This window comes from Falsochrobactrum tianjinense (genome assembly GCF_019100495.1).
GTDB lineage: Bacteria > Pseudomonadota > Alphaproteobacteria > Rhizobiales > Rhizobiaceae > Brucella > Brucella tianjinense.
Genome location: NZ_JAHRVA010000004.1, coordinates 39,226 through 56,366 on the forward strand (window position 1 = coordinate 39,226; position 17,141 = coordinate 56,366).

Genomic DNA, 17,141 nt, shown 5'->3' on the forward strand with positions numbered 1-17,141 from the left:
CGTCAGTCCAACTGCACAGTTCGGGCCACTGCGAAAAGCCCCTCGATATCCAGACTGGCTTCCAGCCCCTGCGCCAACTCATCGAGAGCCGCCTCGACGCCCGCACGATAATTGCCTTCACCATGAGGTTCGATACCCAAAGCAGCAAGAAAACTGCGCCGAAACCTATCCGCCCCGAAAACGCCATGCAGATACGTGCCGATTATGCGCCCATCCGCGGATATTGCGCCATCAGGTCGCGCACCGATCATCGCAAACGGGCGCTCTGAATCCGCTCCCTCGGTGCGCCCGACATGAATTTCATAACCCTCAAGCGGCGCGTCATGGGGCACCGACCGGCCCGTAACATTGCGCACGCATTTTTCAGGCTCCATGATGGTATCGACATTGAGCAATCCCAGCCCCGCAGTCTCGCGGATTTCTCCTTCCACGCCATCGGGATCGCGGATGGACATGCCGAGCATTTGATAACCGCCGCAAATGCCGAACACATGTCCCCCTCGTCTGACATGAGCCTGAATATCCACATCCCAGCCATTTTCCCGCAAGGCAAACATATCGGCTATCGTAGATTTGGTTCCCGGCAGAATCACCAGCCCCGCATCGGCGGGAAGCTTAGATCCTGGGGGAACCATGACGACTTCTACCCCCAGCTCTGCTCTGAGCGGGTCCAGATCATCGAAATTGGCGATTCGCGGCAGCATCGGAACGACAATCCGAAACGCCTTTTCATGCGCACTTATGGCACGCTCCAGCACGACGGAATCTTCAGCCGGAAGACGCGAGACTGCTTTCAGCCATGGCACAACGCCGAACGAGCGCCAGTTGGTAAAGCCGGTTATGGCAGTCAAGCCGTCATCGAAAAGCGAAATGTCGCCGCGAAACTTGTTGATCAGAAAGCCGCGCACCATCGCGCGGTCTTCTTCCGATAAAATGACATGGGTCCCTACCAGAGACGCGATCACCCCGCCCCGGTCGATATCGCCAATCAACACCACCGGAACATCCGCATGGGTGGCAAAGCCCATATTGGCGATGTCGCCTGCGCGCAGATTGATTTCCGCAGGAGACCCGGCCCCTTCCACCAATACGAGGTCGGCACCATCACTGACTCGAGCAAAGGATTCCATCACCGCCGCCATTAATTGCGGCTTCAATTGCTGATAATAACGCCCGCGAGCTTCGCCGCGCACCTGACCCTGCACGACCACTTGACTGCCCATATCGGTCTGCGGCTTGAGAAGCACCGGATTCATATGAATCGAGGATGGAACGCCGCAGGCCAGTGCCTGAAGCCATTGCGCACGGCCAATCTCGCCGCCGTCATCGCTGACGGCAGCATTGTTCGACATATTCTGCGGCTTGAACGGGCGAACCTTTAGGCCGCGATTCCGCGCCGCGCGGCAAAGCCCGGCGACAAGTACGCTCTTGCCGACATCTGAACCCGTTCCCTGAAACATGATTGCTCGCGTCATGCTACCGTGCCTATCCGAAGTTTCAAGTGCTGGCAATGAGGGTTTGCCGCGCAATCTTATATGCAAAAATGCGCATCGGTTTATTGCAAATGTGAGCAATATTATTCCAGCGGAGCGTTGGCAGTTTTCGGCTCTTGTGATCTAGTCAAGTGAGGAGGCGCGGTACTCATAGGGAGGAAACCATGGATACGGTCGACCAGAATCAGTTTGAGCTCAACGACGATCAGATCGCCATCCAGCAAGTGGCATCCGACTTCGCTGCCGACCGTGTTGCACCCCTTGCACTGCAATGGGATCGCGACAAGCATTTTCCCGTCGATGTTATTCGCGATACCGGACCGCTCGGTATGGGTGGCATTTATGTGCGTGACGATGTCGGTGGCTCGGCGCTCAAACGCTTCGATGCCGTGCTGATCTTCGAAGCTCTCGCCAAGGCCTGCCCCGCCTTTTCAGCTTTCATTTCCATTCACAATATGACCGCCTGGATGATCGACAATTTCGGCAATGACATACAGCGCCGGAAGTTTTTGCCAAAACTCGCCTCTATGGAATGGCTCGGCAGCTATTGCCTGACCGAACCCGGCTCCGGTTCCGACGCCGCAGCGCTTCGCACCCGGGCAGTGCGCGATGGCAATGATTATATCCTCTCTGGAACCAAGCAATTCATATCCGGCGCGGGAGCCTCGGATATTTATGTAACTATGGTGCGTACCAGCGAGGACGGTCCTAAAGGAATTTCAGCGCTTATCGTACCCAAAGATGCCCCTGGCCTGTCATTTGGCTCAAACGAGCATAAAATGGGCTGGAATGCCCAGCCGACCCGAACAGTAATCTTCGACAATTGCCGCGTGCCAGTCGAAAACCGGCTGGGTGAGGAAGGTTCGGGTTTTAAAATCGCCATGGCGGGACTGGATGGCGGGCGACTCAACATAGCTGCCTGTTCGCTGGGCGGTGCCCAGTCGGCCATCGACAAGGCACTGGAATATTGCAGCCAGCGCAAAGCCTTCGGCCAGACGATCGACCGCTTCCAGGCATTGCAATTCCGCCTTGCCGATATGGAAACTGAACTCGCCGCCGCGCGCCAGCTTCTCTACACCGCAGCGAGCAAGCTTGATCGCAAGGCGCATGATGCAGGCAAATGGTCCGCCATGGCCAAGCGGTTCGTTACCGATACGGGCTTCAATGTCGCCAATGACGCACTGCAACTTTTTGGCGGCTATGGCTATCTGCATGATTACGGTGTGGAAAAGCTGGTTCGTGATTTGCGTGTGCATCAGATACTCGAAGGCACCAATGAAATCATGCGCGTCATTATTGCTCGCCACATGATCGGACGCTGAAATTTCGCATCTTCCGGGAGGATTTCATCATGGCCACTATCGCATTCATAGGTCTGGGCAATATGGGTGGGCCGATGGCCGCCAATCTGGTCAAGGCAGGGCACAAGGTGATCGGTTTCGATCTGCTGCCGCAGCATCTGGATGAAGCAAGGGCGAACGGGCTTGAAATTACAACCAGCGCCAGCAAAGCCGTAAGCGATGTCGATGCGGTCATCACCATGCTGCCCGCAGGTAAGCACGTTCTTTCAGTTTATGAGGACATAGCCGCGAAGGCCCGAAAAGATTCACTTTTCATCGACTGCTCGACCATTGATGTCGATTCGGCCCGCAAGGCCCACGAAGTTGCAGCCAAACACGGCCACTTGTCAGTTGATGCTCCCGTTTCGGGCGGCACAGGCGGGGCTGCGGCAGGTACGCTTACCTTTATGGCAGGCGGCAGCGACGATGCGTTCAGTCGCGCCGAACTTCTTTTGAAGCCGATGGCTGGCAAGATCGTTCATTGCGGTGGCGATGGTGCCGGGCAGGCTGCAAAAATCTGCAATAATATGATTCTCGGCATTTCCATGATCGGCGTTAGTGAAGCTTTCGTTCTGGCAGAAAAGCTGGGGCTTTCACATCAGGCATTATTCGATGTAGCATCCACATCGTCGGGCCAGTGCTGGTCCTTGACCACCTATTGCCCGGTCCCGGGCCCGGTTCCAACCTCCCCTGCCAATAAAACCTACAAGCCCGGCTTCGCCGCCGCCCTCATGCTCAAGGATTTGCGACTTTCGCAGGAAGCAGCAAAAAGTACCGGCGCACAAACGCCGCTCGGTGCTCATGCCGAAGAACTTTACAGCCGTTTTGAACACGGCGGGCATGGCACGGAAGATTTTTCAGCTATCATCAATTTCCTGCGCAGCGGCGTAAAAGGCCCTTGATGGAAATTTCTCTGAGCCACGAAAAAACTTGCCTTGTTTAGATTTGCTTAAGTCTCTGATAACCGTCCGGTAACAATGTTGAGCTAGAAAGGAGTGAGAGACGGGGTACACCCTCTCGACGCTCCGGATCAGGTATTGCGTACCGGAGCTTCTAGTCTCTCCCGCCTGTGTATCGTTTGGCGGGATGCCATGCGTATTTGGCAAAACCGTGCGCCACAAGGCAGTGCGGTTTTTGCCGTTGCTGCCGAATCATAAAATATACGTGATTTTGAGGTGACATTTGATAATGGCGATTGAACTACCGCCATTTTCTTGTGAAAGCTACGCGCAACTACAGCCAATTACAGCGCAGCCATTATCAGGGCATATGAAATTTGACCATAAGCAAATCATCCGCCACATCCCTCGCCCATAAAACCATTTTCGGGCTGCCATTGGCGGTCATTTTTATATTGTGCTATTTTGCTTTTCAGGCCCTTCTCGTTACCTTCGCATCCAATGGCGCGGGGCTTGACGATGCAGAACAACTCGCAAATATCAGCTATCTCGACTGGGGTTATGGCGGCTCGCAGCCGCCGCTCTATACATGGATAGCCAGCCTTGCCACGTCCATACTCGGCACATCGATGCTGACGCTGCAAATCGTCAAATTCAGCATCCTCGCCAGCCTGTTTCTGAGCATTTTCGCTGCCATGCGGCTCTTGGGTTTTTCGCGCGCGGTCGCGTCGGCAGGCATGCTGGGACTGTTCCTTATTCCGCAGATCGGCTGGGAATCGCAACGCGCACTTACCCATTCTGTAGCTGGAACCGCCGGTTGCGGTTGGGCATTCTGCGCCTTCGCCTGGCATATGCGCGCGCGCCACCCCGTTTCCGCAGCCGCTCTGGGCATCACAATGGTTGCAGCCATTCTGGGTAAGTTTAATGCCTCGCTTTTCGTCGTCACGCTGATCCTAACCGGCCTGTCGATCCCGGAATATCGCAAGATCCTGCTCTCAAAGCTCTCTATCGTCACTGCTCTTGCCTTTACGATCTGCATTGCCCCCACCGGTCTGTGGATGCTCCAGCATAAATCAAGCGTCATCGCCCGCGCGGAAAAGCTGCAAATCGGCGTATCGGGAAATCTGTTCCTTGACCGTATCAACGGCATCGAGAGCTATATCGAGGCGGCGTTCCTGTTCTCGATTCTGGTGGCGGCAATTGCCGGTATCATTGCTCTAATTCACATGGGCAAACGCACAGCACCTGAACGAGCCTTCACGCCGGGCGAAAGATTCATGCGCCACATCATCGTCATTGGCATGCTGATCGTTCTGGCGGGCGTTGTGATAATTGGTATCAATAATATCAAGGACCGCTGGTTGCAACCGGTTCTCTTCCTCGCCCCCGCAACCATCGCCGGCCTGTTTGCCCGCTACCGAAGCGGCAGCCGTGCCTTGGCGGATTTCACGGCGGCGGGCATCGTAGCAGCGCTCATAGTTCCACCGATCCTGAGCTACTATTTGACATACGGCTCTGGCACACCGCCTTACGGGCAGCTGGACTATCAGCGTCTATATGCCGAAGTGCAGACACACGGCCAGTTCAGAACGATCCTAACCGATAATACGCAAATAGCTGGCAATTTCAGGCTTTTCGATCCCGCAATTCAGGTTATTCATCCCGAAACCCCAGCCGGAGCCTCCAGGGTGTCAAAGCCGGTTCTGGTAATGTGGTTCGGTGATGCAATCCCCAATGAGCGGATTTCAGCGCTCATGGCTGAAGCGCAAGTTGCGGCCCCGGCAGCGGACATCAATACAACAACAATAGCCTATAAAACTGCCCCGGATATGCACTTCACCGTCAGCTACTTTCTACTGAAATAAAAGGCCCGGACTGAACTGTCCGGACCCTCATAAAATCGGCTATTCTACTGTTTCCTGCACGGCATTCGCTGTGCTTTTAACGTCGCGCCCAACGCCGCGCACGGTATTGGCACAAGATACAAGTGTGAAAGCACACAGAATGACGGCAACCGGAACGATGCGGGATAACTTCATGATAATCTCTCCATTGCGACGCGCGTTTCAAACTAATATGCCTCCCAAACTACCTCAAGCACCCGGCCCGGTATTTTGGCGGTAAAGCCGTTTCCCGGCTATCATATAGAGAACTAGCGCAGGACTTTTCGCCGGCAAGGGAACGAACTCGCTGTTTATGCAGCTATTTATTTGCTTGTCAGCAGATGCGGAAAGTCTCAAATCGCCCACTGAGCCGGTAAGCCTCGAATACACTGCGCAGATGATCCGCCACAACCTGAATATGTTGTGCGGCATCGGGCTTGATGGCCATGCCGAGCTGATAGCGGCCCAGTTGCGGCAATCCGTGTTCGGCTCCAAGTGCGACGATTCCCTCACCAAGCAACGTCTTGCCAAACGGAGCGACCGCAAGATCAGCCATGATCGCCGAGCGCTGTCCGGTCGAATGCGAACTCATATAGGCAATCCGATAGGCCCGGCCTGCCTTCTCAAGCGCTTCCAGCGCATTACCGCGCCATGCACATCCCTCTTCCCATATGGAAAGCGGCAGTGGATCACGGCGATAGGCCGCGCCGCATTTGGCCCCTGCCCAGACCAAATCCTCATCCAGTAAAATCTCGGTATCGCCCTTACCGGGGACAGTGTGTGAAATATTGACCAATGCTACATCCAGGCGCCGTTCATCGAGGCGTTTTCGCAGATTGACACTTTGATCTATGACGACATCAACGGTTACGCCAGGATGGGTCTCGGAAAATCGCTTGAGAACAAGCGGCAGAACGCATTGACCTATATCATCCGGCGAACCAAGCCGCACGACGCCTGTCACGCTCGGCGCGATAAATTTCGACACTGCCTCACGATTCAGCGCCAGCAGGCGTCGGGCATAGCCAAGCAGCACTTCCCCATCAACGGTCAGCGTGACCGAACGCGCATCGCGAGCGAATACGGCTACGCCCAACTGTTCTTCAAGCCTCTTGATCTGCATCGACACCGCCGAAGGCGTGCGGAAAACCACATTGGCTGCGGCGGAAAAACTACCCGTATCGGAGATCGCTGCAAACGTCCGTAGCACCTCAATATCGAGCATAGGCAATGGATGCTGAACGGGTGCAGTCATAGTGGCCTCGCGGTCTGGTTGAGGTTCAATTTTTCTGATCCAAAGCCTTTCTATATTTCATTTGATTGAACGTCAAGACGGGAGCACAGTCGGCGACGATTGAGATCCACCAACTGCAATAACGCGTTCTATTGCTTTTCATCAGGAGAATGAAAATGAGCATTCAGTGTGAAACATTATCCGCTCACAGGGCCCCGCCGCTCCGGTCAGCCAACTGGCTTCATCGCGCGCGTGTTTCTATTGCACGAGGGCGTGCGGCATGGATTCGTCAAAGACGAGTAAAGCGCAGCCTTCGCGTGCTCGAATCCCTACCGGAGCAAGTCTTGCACGATATCGGCTGGCCCAATCTCAGCGACCGCCTGCCGGATGCGCCCAACAGATCCCTTGATAAAAGATGCTGAAATCAATTGAGGGCAGCTGCAATCTGCCCTCAATTTTCCGACACTCATATACTATTATACGGCAGGCATTTAGCCGCACTATGCAACCTGAAAGTTCTATGTCTCAATACATGCCTATTCTGTTTGCGCCATGCTCTATCCCCTGTAGAGTTGGGCAGGACGCAGACGGATAGCCGGTCAAAGAACGACCGGAACGGGGCCGCAATCTGGTCCCCGTGTCATGACGGAGGCACAAGGCTGAAACCGCGTCGGGAACCGCGGTGAAAGCTTTTGAGAATGGGAACGATCAGGCTATGAATCAAGCTTCATCGATTAAGCGGTCTATTGTTTTTTTTCTTGTTCCAAATTTTTCGATGATTGCATTTGCGACAGCAATTGAACCGCTGCGCATCGCCAATCGAATGCTCGGCTATGAAGCCTATCGCTGGCGACTGACATCTGTTGACGGCAAGCCCGTCACCGCATCCAACGGTGTGGAATGTGCAGTCAATGCCTCGCTGGAGGAAGAGCGCCGATTCCTCCCGCGCGAGCAGCGACCATCCATGGTCTTTGTCTGTTCCGGCGTCTATGTCGAAGAATTCCGTAACAAATCGGTCTTTGCCTGGCTTCGTGAGGAGTTCAATCGCGGAGTGGCGGTAGGCGGCCTTTGTACCGGCGCTCATATTCTTGCCGCAGCAGGTCTGCTTTCCGGTAAACGCTGCGCAATCCACTGGGAGAACCTGCCCGGCTTTTCCGAAGCTTTTCCCAAAGCCGAGGTCTATGCCGATCTTTTTGAAGTCGACGGAAATATATATACCTGCGCGGGCGGCACAGCTTCGCTGGATATGATGCTCAAGCTCATCGGCGACGATTTCGACAGCAATCTGGTCAACAGGATTTGCGAGCAGGCCCTCACCGACCGCGTACGCAATCCGCATGATCGTCAACGCCTGCCCCTGCGCGCGCGCCTTGGCATCCAGAACTCGAAAATCCTGACCATCATCGAAATGATGGAAGCCAATCTTTCCGAACCGGAAGCGCTCATCAATGTAGCGCATAATATCGGTCTGTCTCGCCGCCAGGTCGAGCGACTTTTCCGACAGGAAATGGGGCGCTCCCCTGCCCGCTATTATCTGGAAATCCGCCTTGACCGCGCCCGCCATCTGCTGCTGCAATCTTCCATGCCGGTTGTGGAGGTGGCTGTTGCCTGCGGTTTTGTTTCCGCGTCGCATTTTTCCAAATGCTATCGCGAATTATACGGGCGCTCTCCACAGCAAGAGCGCGCCGAACGCAAAATGCTCGCCGCCGCATAGACCCTCAAACCGGACTGATCGCGTCATGCCCGGTCGCCCCATGGGTGCGATTATGTCGTAGAAAGACAATTGTCGCCCCTTGCCAGCCACTATGGTCTCGTCAGTTTTGTTCCTTGCAAACTAAGGTCGCATCTAATGGCAGTATTTCCTGAGAAGGCAAAAGTCGTCATCATCGGATTGGGCGGGATTGTCGGCGCATCGGTCGCCCATCATCTCGTCGAACGAGGCTGGGACGATATTGTCGGCATAGACAAGTCCGGTATTCCGACCGATATCGGGTCGACTGCCCATGCCTCCGATTTCTGCTATGCAACCAGTCACGACTTCCTTTCGTGCTGGACCTCGCTCTACTCGATCAATTTCTTTGAAAAAATGGGCCACTATGCGCGCATTGGCGGCATCGAGGTGGCGCGTGTTGGCGACGATGCGCGCATGAATGAACTCAAGCGCAAGGTCGTGTCGGGTAAGGCATTCGGCACCCGCGCCCGCCTGATGGAACCAGCCGAGGTCAAGGAAAAATTCCCGCTCGTCGAAGAAAGCATGGTTCAGGGCGGCATGTGGGATCCCGATGCGGGACTTGTTATTCCGCGGTCCCAGACCGTCGCAGGCAAGCTCATTGATCAGGCCGAAACTGCGGGAAAGCTCACGAGCTTCGCCAATACCCCCGCGCAGTCTCTCCTCGTTGAGAATGGCCGCATCACGGGCGTCGTCACCCATCGCGGAACCATCAAGGCGGATCATGTTATCGTCTGTGCGGGGCTTTGGGGACGTCTGATCGCTGAAATGGTGGGCGAAGATCTGCCCGTCATGCCCATTGATCATCCGCTGACCTTCTTCGGCCCCTATAATGAATTTGCAGGCACCGGCAAGGAAATCGGCTGGCCGCTTCTGCGCGATCAGGGCAATTCGGCCTATATGCGCGACACTGGCGATCCCAAAAGCGCCGAAGGCGGGCAGATCGAGTGGGGCTATTATGAAGAAACCAATCCGCGCCTGTGCCATCCGCGCGAGCTTCAGGAAAAGCACGAAGCCCGTCTTTCGCCGTCGCAGCGCGATCTCGACATGGAGCAGGTTATCGAGCCGCTGGAACGCGCTATCGAACTGACGCCCATCCTCGGTGAGCTTGGCTATAATGAAAGCCATTCCTTCAACGGCTTCCTTCAGGTCACGACCGATGGCGGCCCCTCTATCGGCGAAAGCCAGAAAGTGCGCGGTCTCTGGTATGCGGTTGCGATCTGGGTCAAGGACGCGCCCGGCATGGGCAAGCTGCTTGCCGACTGGATGACGGACGGTCGCACGGCGATCGACCATAATGCCATCGACTATTCACGCTTCTATCCTCACCAGATGCAAGAGCAATATATCGAGGAGCGCTGCACTGAAACCGCGATGAAGGTCTACAATCCGGCTGTACACCCGCGCGAGCCTTTCTCACGGGGTCGCAACATTCGCCGTTCCCCCTTTTATGAGCGGGAAAAAGAGCTTGGCGGCTATTTCATGGAATTGGGCGGTTGGGAGCGCGCGCATGGCTACGCCGCCAATGAACATCTGCTGGAAAAATATGGCGACCGCGTTCCCCTTCGCAAGGATGAATGGGATAACCGCCACTTCTGGCGCGTATCCAATGCCGAGCATCTGGCGCTGAGCGAGGATTGCGGCATCATCAACCTCTCGCATTTCGCTATGTATGACATTGAAGGTCCCGACCATGTCGAACTGATGGAATGGCTTTGCGCCGCAAAAATCGGCGGCGACGCCAATATCGGCAAGGGCATCTATACGCATTTCCTCGATGATGAGGGTATGGTGCGCGCCGACTTCACCGCTATTCGCATGACCGATCGTATTCGCATGATCAATGGTGCCGATGCAGGCCCGCGCGATTACCACTATATGCGGCGCGTGGCGCAGGATAAGGACTTTGACGTCACCATTACCGATGTGACAGAAAAATATGTAACCATCGGCATCTGGGGGCCGAATGCCCGCGAGAACCTCAAAAAAGTCGTCGAAGAGCCGGACGGTCTGAATATCGAAAACTTCCCCTTTGCGGCGATCAAGCCGATCCGCATCGCGGGCAAGGATGTCACTGCTTTCCGCATTTCCTATGTGGGTGAACAGGGCTGGGAGCTGCATATGCGCTACGAGGACGGCCTTGCCGTCTGGGATGCATTGCGCTCGACGGGCGTGATTGCGGTTGGCGTCGAAACCTACGCCAATACCCGCCGCATGGAAAAAAGCCTGCGCCTCCAGAATGCTGATCTGCGCACCGAATATAATCTGCTCGAAGCTGATCTCGCTCGCCCCAAGGTCAAGGAAGCCGACTTCCGGGGCAAGGCAAAGCACCTCGAATACAAGGCGCGCGATCACCAGCCGGCCATGCTGTGTACATTGGTGATGACCGAAAATGTGGATTCCAATGGCGTTGCCCGCTATCCGGTCGGCATTTTGCCAGTGATGGATCCGGAAACGGGAGAAACGCTGGTCGATAAACTCGGTCGCCGCTCCTACACTTCCTCGATTGCCTATGGTCCAAGCATCGGCAAAAATATCGCGCTCGCCTATCTGCCCTGCGCCTATTGTCAGGAAGGCCGCAAGCTCAGCGTGGAATATTTTGGAGAAACCTATCCGGTCGAAGTGGTCTCCATCGGCTATAAGCCGCTTTACGACCCGGAGAACCTCAAGCCGCGAAGCTGAAGAACCGCTGGAATAATAATAAAGCGCATCCCGAAAAGTGTGAAGCGGCTTTCGGACAAGATGCGCGGTCAAAACAAATAGTTAGAGCGCCGATCTGATTGAGTCAGATCGAAACGCGCTCTAAAGCGTGTCGCGTGACTGCTATTCAACGCGACGCGCCTTGGCAGAAGGGGCGCTTTCCTTTTCAGGCGGCTCCGGCAGCTTCTCGATCTCGCGAGCATCGAGAACCAATGTCGTCGATGACGATGCCAGATGGATATTCTCGGCGTGGAACCGCTCGACAATCTGGAAACGCAGTTCATTCTTGATGCCCCCGGTTGCGGTGATATCTGCAACAAAGGCATAAATATCGAACACCAGCAGCGAATCCGTCATATTCTGGAACGCTACAAACGGTTCCGGGTTTTTCAGGATCGAAGGATGGCTGCGTATAATCTCCATAAGCAGCATATGGACGCGCCGGGGGTCTTCCGTATAACCGGTCTGCACATTGATATCGATACGCCCAAGCTTGTTGCGCAGGGTCCAGTTCCCGACATTACCATTGATCAGACTGGAATTGGGCACCACGATCGACTGTTTCTGGAAGGTTTCCACCTCCGTCGCGCGGACGCTGATCTTCTTGACAATGCCGCTGACGCCTCCGGCTTCAATCCAGTCGCCGACCCTGAACGGGCGCTCTGCCAGCAAAATAAGGCCGGAAACGAAATTCTGGACGATGTTTTGCAGGCCAAAACCGATACCGAGGGAAAGTCCGCCCGCGATCAGCGCCAGACTGGAAAGATTGAACCCCGCAGCAGACACCGCGACCAGCGCGGCCAGCACCAGACCGACATAACCGATCACCGTGCGGATCGAATTGCGTACGCCCGCATCGACCCGTCCGCGTGCCATAACATTGCTATCGAGCCAATTCTGAAACCAGCGCGTGAGAAGATAACCGATAACGAATAGCGCCAGACCAGTCAGCAATCCCATCAGCGAAATGGAAATGCTGCCGATCTGGAAACCCGTCAGCAGATGATAAAAACTGTTCTTGAGTTCGGCCCACTGGAAGCCAAACTGCATGAGCACCAGCGGTATGCCGATCAATGCGACTGCAAAATTGATGAAGATGCCAACGATCAAGCCGAGCTGGTCAAGTGTCGCTTCATCGCAATGAAAACGCTCCCGCATCATGCGCCCGACCGGGCTGGAGGCGAAAGCCTGCTCTTCTGAAATGGCGCGCCCGGTCAGTAAGCCCAGATACATGACCACCAGAAATGCACCTGTAACGACGATTTGTTGCGAAATGAAACGTGCCAGCCCGATAAAACCCAGCAAGGCTGCCATAATCGGTAGCAACCCCAATAGAACAAGAAACGCTCGGAACACATGCGACCATGGTCGCACGCCGCCGTCCTCCTTCTCGACCGGCTTGAGAAAAGCCACAATGAGAATGAGAAGACTGACCACCAGCGTCAGGATCAGGCTTTTCGCCATGGTCAGCGAGAGTGGCGCGGTAAGCACCCGATTGATTTCGCCAAAGAAGGAATCGGCTCCATTCACCAGCGCTATCGCTATTATCAGCCAAACGAGAAAATGGCCCGGTCGTGGTGCAATGGGTACAAGTCGCCATGCTGGCATATAAGGGCTGATACAGGCGAAAGCCAGTCGGCTGATAAAAAAGACAATACCGAGAACGATAAAAAGCGATCGCAGCAGATCTGCAATATCAGGCCTCAATATATTGAAATAACTGAAGAAAAAGTATGTTGTCGCGAAAAAGGCACCGACCGCGCCGGACGGAATCGCGGTGGACCAGAAGGCGACTGACAGACGGCTCAGATAGGGCGGCGCTTCAATCGCTGAATCCCGCTTATAAAGCGGCCCCAAAACCCGCCGCGCGCCACGCTGTATAATTAGCGCGGCTGCGAAAGCGAAAAAGGTTGCGGCCAGAAATGAATTGAGCTTGAAAGTAATAACAAAGCGCCACCATGAACCCAGGATGGCACCAAGCTCGGCAAACTGGTCTCTTGCGGCCGTAACAACCCGCGAACCAAGTGCGGAATCGAGATCTACGCGCTGCGACAATGTGCCGGTAAATAACTCACGGCGCAAATTGCTCACCTTGGCAAACATTTGTTTTACAAGAAGCGATGTGTCTTCCGTGTCGCCCAATACCGCATTGATTTCCGCTTTTTCAGCACTCAGGCGAGAACGTTCCTCCGTAACAATAGCTGGCTCCGCAGACGTATCGGAGGAAGGAACCGCGCCGAGTTGCTCCATCCGGCGGTTGATTTCCGCCAGCCGGTGGCGAAGAGTATCGCTCGTATCCAGCAGTCTCTTGGAAAGCCCGTCCAGTTGCAATCTGAAATTGACCAGCGTCTCGTCGCTGCTTGCTGGCTGTTGCAGTTGATCAGCGATGGCTTTCGCTTGCTGCTTGAGATCGTCGAGTTGAGGCCCTTGCTGCTGCACGACCCCTTGCGCCGGAGCGTCCCGAGCCTGTACGTCTGCAAGGCCGCTGAAAAATGCAGAAAGCACGACAAATGCGAGAATGCGCAAGCTTGAAGTATACGCCAATTTGAACTCTGCCAGTTTCAAGTCCGATGCTCCAACATAAGGCAGGTCCCAGAAGCGACAAAGCCGCTTCCACCTGGAAATATCTGTTTCCACCAACCATACGAATAATGCCACGATAGACCTCTTCACCAGTATTTCCTTGTTCGTGTGGACACAAATGGTTAATGAGGATTCGCAAAGAGTGTTATAATCAGCTCATTACTACGCAATGACAAAGGGAAGTCCGGGCGTTTGATTAACGGCATCAACACAAGGCATTGGCACGCCGACCGTTACCGACAGCATGGCTTCATGCTGTTTGTGACATGCGTCCTTTCGCTTGCAGCCGTTATATTCGCCGTGGATTTCGCAGCGTTAAGCGATGAGTCGTCTCGTAACATTCCCCGGAATAACACGGCACAGCAGGTTGAAGACACATCTGCAATCCCCCCGCGCCAGCAATCCGCATCCCTCTCGCAGACCATACGGGCAATCCTCGTGGAAGCTGCCTCGACAAAAATCAAAGTGGCCTATCCGGGCGGAAACAGCAACGGTCTCCTCGCCCGGTCTGCGGATATGGCATTTTACGATTCGGGGCCCGTCGAAACGGCAGCCATTCTCCGCCCCTTGAAAATCACGGCTAGCTACCATGCGAGCGCGCGGGCGCCGCCTCCGGCCATCTGAATCATTTCAATGTGATTGGCCGGAACCAATCCTGAATCATTTCACAAGAATTGCGTCATAAAACCCTGTTTTTTAATGGAAATTTATAGACGCGCAAGCTCCGGAACCTGAACTCATGCGTACTTCAAAATGGGTCGCCGTGCTATATGGCCTGATCGTTCTGATTGGCGTCATTATCGCCTTGCCCAACTTTTTCACTCAACAGCATCTCGACGCGCTGCCCTCTTGGTTCCCCAAACGGCAGGTTACGCTTGGTCTCGACTTGCGCGGCGGCTCCCATCTCGTTCTGGAAGTAGATGCGGCAAGTCTCAAGAAGGACCGCATGCGGGCAGTGCTTGATGACGCCCGCAGCAAGTTGCGCGCGGAACGCATCCAGCCGCAGTCGATCCGCGCCGTAGGCGATTCCGTTATTGTTACGATCCCCGATGCCGAGCAGCGCGCAAAAGCCGATGCGGCCCTGCGTACGCTGATCTCGCAGGTCAATACCAGCGGATTCGGAACCGCGATCAATGATATCGACGTAACGTCGAACGACAATCAGGTTCGCCTGACACTGACCGAGGCTGGCTTCAATTACCGTCTCGATTCCGCGCTTCAGCAAAGCCTTGAAATCATCCGGCAGCGCGTCGACCAGGTCGGTGTTGCCGAACCGTCGATCCAGCGCGTCGGTTCCGACCGCATCGTGGTTCAACTTCCCGGTCTTCAGAACCCGGCCGAGCTTCGCCAGCTTCTTGGCAGTACTGCGAAGATGAGCTTCCACATGGTCGCGGACGCCAACCCCAACGATACTCCGCCGCCCGGTGTGAGCATTCTGCCTGATTCCAAGGATCCGAATATCAAGTATCCGATCGAGGATCAGGTCGCGCTTTCCGGCGAGCGCCTCACCGATGCGCGCGCCGGCTTCGACCAGCGCACCAATGAGCCGATCGTTTCCTTCCGCTTTGACAGCCTCGGTGCGCGTCAGTTTGCGGATATCACCACCAAGAATGTAAACCGTCCCTTCGCCATTGTCCTCGATGGTAAGGTCTTGAGTGCACCGGTCATCCGCGAGCCGATCACTGGTGGCTCCGGTCAGATCAGCGGCAGCTTCACGGTTCAGGACACGGTCGTTCTCTCTGCCCTCTTGCGTGCAGGCGCCCTGCCTGCACCGCTGACCGTTATCGAAGAACGCACTGTCGGTCCCGATCTGGGCGGCGACGCCATCAGAATGGGCCTGATAACCGGTATCATCGGCTTTGTTCTCGTAGCCGTCTTCATCCAGCTGCTTTATGGCGTCTGGGGAACGATTGCCAATGTGGCGTTGCTGCTGCATACATTGCTGACCTTTTCAGCATTGAGCCTTATTGGAGCAACGCTGACTTTGCCCGGCATAGCGGGTATTATTCTGGGTATCGGCATCGCGGTCGACGCGAATATTCTCATCAATGAGCGTATCCGTGAAGAAACGCGCAAAGGCCTGGGCGCAATGGCAGCGCTCGATAAAGGCTTCCATGCCGCTTTTGCGACAATCGTAGACGCCAATGTTACCTCACTGATCTCGACATTGCTGCTCTTCATGTTCGGCACGGGGCCGGTTCGCGGTTTCGCGATCACCATGATGCTGGGTATCGCTATTTCCATGTTCACGGATGTGACGTTGGTTCGTATGGCGATGGCCTGGTTTGTGCGCAAGCGTAAGCTCAAGGTGCTCCGTATCGAGCCTTTCCTGAAATTCGTGCCGGAAAAGACGAGCATCAGCTTCATGAATGCGCGCTTCTTCGGCATCGGTGTTTCCATCGTGCTGTCGGTCGCGTCGATTTTCCTGTTTCTCAAGCCCGGCCTTAATTACGGCATCGACTTTATGGGCGGCATTCAGGCGGAAATCACCACCTCCCAACCAGCCGATCTGGCGCAATTGCGCCAGAAACTCGGCTCGCTAGAACTGGGAGAAGTAGCGCTTCAGACAGCAGGTAGCCCCAGTCAGGTGCTGATCCGTATCCAGCGCCAGGAAGGGGGCGAGGAAGCGCAGACGATTGCCGTCAACAAGATGCGCGAAGCCGTAACTGAACTCGATCCGGGCGTGAAGATCGAGCGTACCGAAGTTGTCGGGCCGAAGGTTTCGGGCGAGTTGGCGCGCTCCGGCTTTATCGCCGTCGTGCTTTCGGCTCTCGGCATGCTGGTCTATTTGTGGTGGCGGTTCGAATGGTTCTTCGCGATGGGCGCAATTGTGACACTCATTCTCGATACAACCAAAATGGTAGGCTTTTTCGCGCTCATGCAGCTCGATTTCAACCTGACTGCCATTGCAGCCCTACTCACCAGCATCGGCTATTCGGTCAATGACAAGGTGGTGGTCTATGACCGCATGCGTGAAAACATGCGGCTCTACAAGTCCAAACCGCTGCGTGAAATCATCGATATAAGTATCAATCAGGTGCTCGTGCGTTGTGTGTATACATCGCTCACGACTTTCCTGTGCATGCTGCCCATGGCGATCTGGGGCGGTAGCGCCGTTCACAATTTTGCCGTGCCCATGCTGTTCGGCATCGTGATCGCGACCTCCTCATCGATCTTCATCGCGGCTCCGATCCTTCTTCTGCTCGGCGACTGGTGGCAGCGTCACAAGGACGCCCACAAAGCCGCCGAGGAGACGGCTATTACGCAGAAGTGACCCTCA

The 17,141-nt window shown here is 55.2% G+C and carries 11 protein-coding genes; 7 read left to right on the forward strand and 4 right to left on the reverse strand.

The genetic code is table 11. The features are described 5' to 3' along the window. Positions 1-2 precede the first annotated feature (2 nt). Positions 3-1,475, reverse strand: coding sequence for a cobyric acid synthase (locus tag KUG47_RS10130; RefSeq protein WP_217677855.1), 1,473 nt, complete (start codon positions 1,473-1,475; stop codon positions 3-5). Between the two features lie 182 nt (positions 1,476-1,657). Here KUG47_RS10130 and KUG47_RS10135 point away from each other — a divergent pair, with 182 nt between their 5' ends. From KUG47_RS10135 to KUG47_RS10145, 3 genes are all read left to right on the forward strand, one after another. Further along, entirely contained in the window at positions 1,658-2,815 is a 1,158-nt protein-coding gene (locus KUG47_RS10135) for an isobutyryl-CoA dehydrogenase (RefSeq protein WP_217677856.1), read from the forward strand. A gap of 29 nt (positions 2,816-2,844) precedes the next feature. Then, the gene (mmsB, locus tag KUG47_RS10140; RefSeq protein ID WP_217677857.1) at positions 2,845-3,735 is read left to right on the forward strand and encodes a 3-hydroxyisobutyrate dehydrogenase; all 891 of its coding nucleotides are present in this window, start codon (positions 2,845-2,847) and stop codon (positions 3,733-3,735) included. A 374-nt stretch (positions 3,736-4,109) separates the two neighbouring features. Beyond that, positions 4,110-5,597 (forward strand): ArnT family glycosyltransferase, encoded by a 1,488-nt coding sequence (locus KUG47_RS10145; RefSeq protein WP_254799496.1) that lies wholly within the window; start codon positions 4,110-4,112, stop codon positions 5,595-5,597. 39 nt (positions 5,598-5,636) lie between these two features. On the opposite strand, the gene KUG47_RS10150 is transcribed toward KUG47_RS10145, so the two are convergent. Together KUG47_RS10150 and KUG47_RS10155 are read right to left on the reverse strand one after the other, a co-directional pair. Further along, a complete protein-coding gene (locus KUG47_RS10150; protein ID WP_217677858.1) occupies positions 5,637-5,771 on the reverse strand; it encodes an entericidin EcnAB in 135 nt (44 codons plus the stop codon). 178 nt (positions 5,772-5,949) lie between these two features. Then, a complete protein-coding gene (locus KUG47_RS10155; RefSeq protein WP_217677859.1) occupies positions 5,950-6,870 on the reverse strand; it encodes a LysR family transcriptional regulator in 921 nt (306 codons plus the stop codon). Positions 6,871-7,564: 694 nt separating this feature from the next. Between KUG47_RS10155 and KUG47_RS10160 the strand changes: the two genes are divergently transcribed. Together KUG47_RS10160 and KUG47_RS10165 are read left to right on the forward strand one after the other, a co-directional pair. Further along, the gene (locus tag KUG47_RS10160; protein ID WP_217677860.1) at positions 7,565-8,563 is read left to right on the forward strand and encodes a GlxA family transcriptional regulator; all 999 of its coding nucleotides are present in this window, start codon (positions 7,565-7,567) and stop codon (positions 8,561-8,563) included. Positions 8,564-8,698: 135 nt separating this feature from the next. Continuing rightward, the gene (locus KUG47_RS10165) at positions 8,699-11,260 is read left to right on the forward strand and encodes a GcvT family protein (RefSeq protein ID WP_217677861.1); all 2,562 of its coding nucleotides are present in this window, start codon (positions 8,699-8,701) and stop codon (positions 11,258-11,260) included. 141 nt (positions 11,261-11,401) lie between these two features. Here the strand turns inward: KUG47_RS10165 and KUG47_RS10170 are convergent, their stop codons facing one another. After that, on the reverse strand, positions 11,402-13,783 hold the full coding sequence (locus KUG47_RS10170) for a mechanosensitive ion channel domain-containing protein (RefSeq protein WP_422718083.1): 2,382 nt from the start codon (positions 13,781-13,783) through the stop codon (positions 11,402-11,404). A gap of 270 nt (positions 13,784-14,053) precedes the next feature. On the opposite strand from KUG47_RS10170, the gene KUG47_RS10175 reads away from it, so the two are divergent. Both KUG47_RS10175 and secD read left to right on the forward strand, forming a co-directional pair. Then, entirely contained in the window at positions 14,054-14,485 is a 432-nt protein-coding gene (locus tag KUG47_RS10175; protein WP_217677863.1) for a hypothetical protein, read from the forward strand. Between the two features lie 115 nt (positions 14,486-14,600). Beyond that, positions 14,601-17,135, forward strand: coding sequence for a protein translocase subunit SecD (secD, locus tag KUG47_RS10180; protein WP_217677864.1), 2,535 nt, complete (start codon positions 14,601-14,603; stop codon positions 17,133-17,135). Positions 17,136-17,141 lie beyond the last annotated feature (6 nt).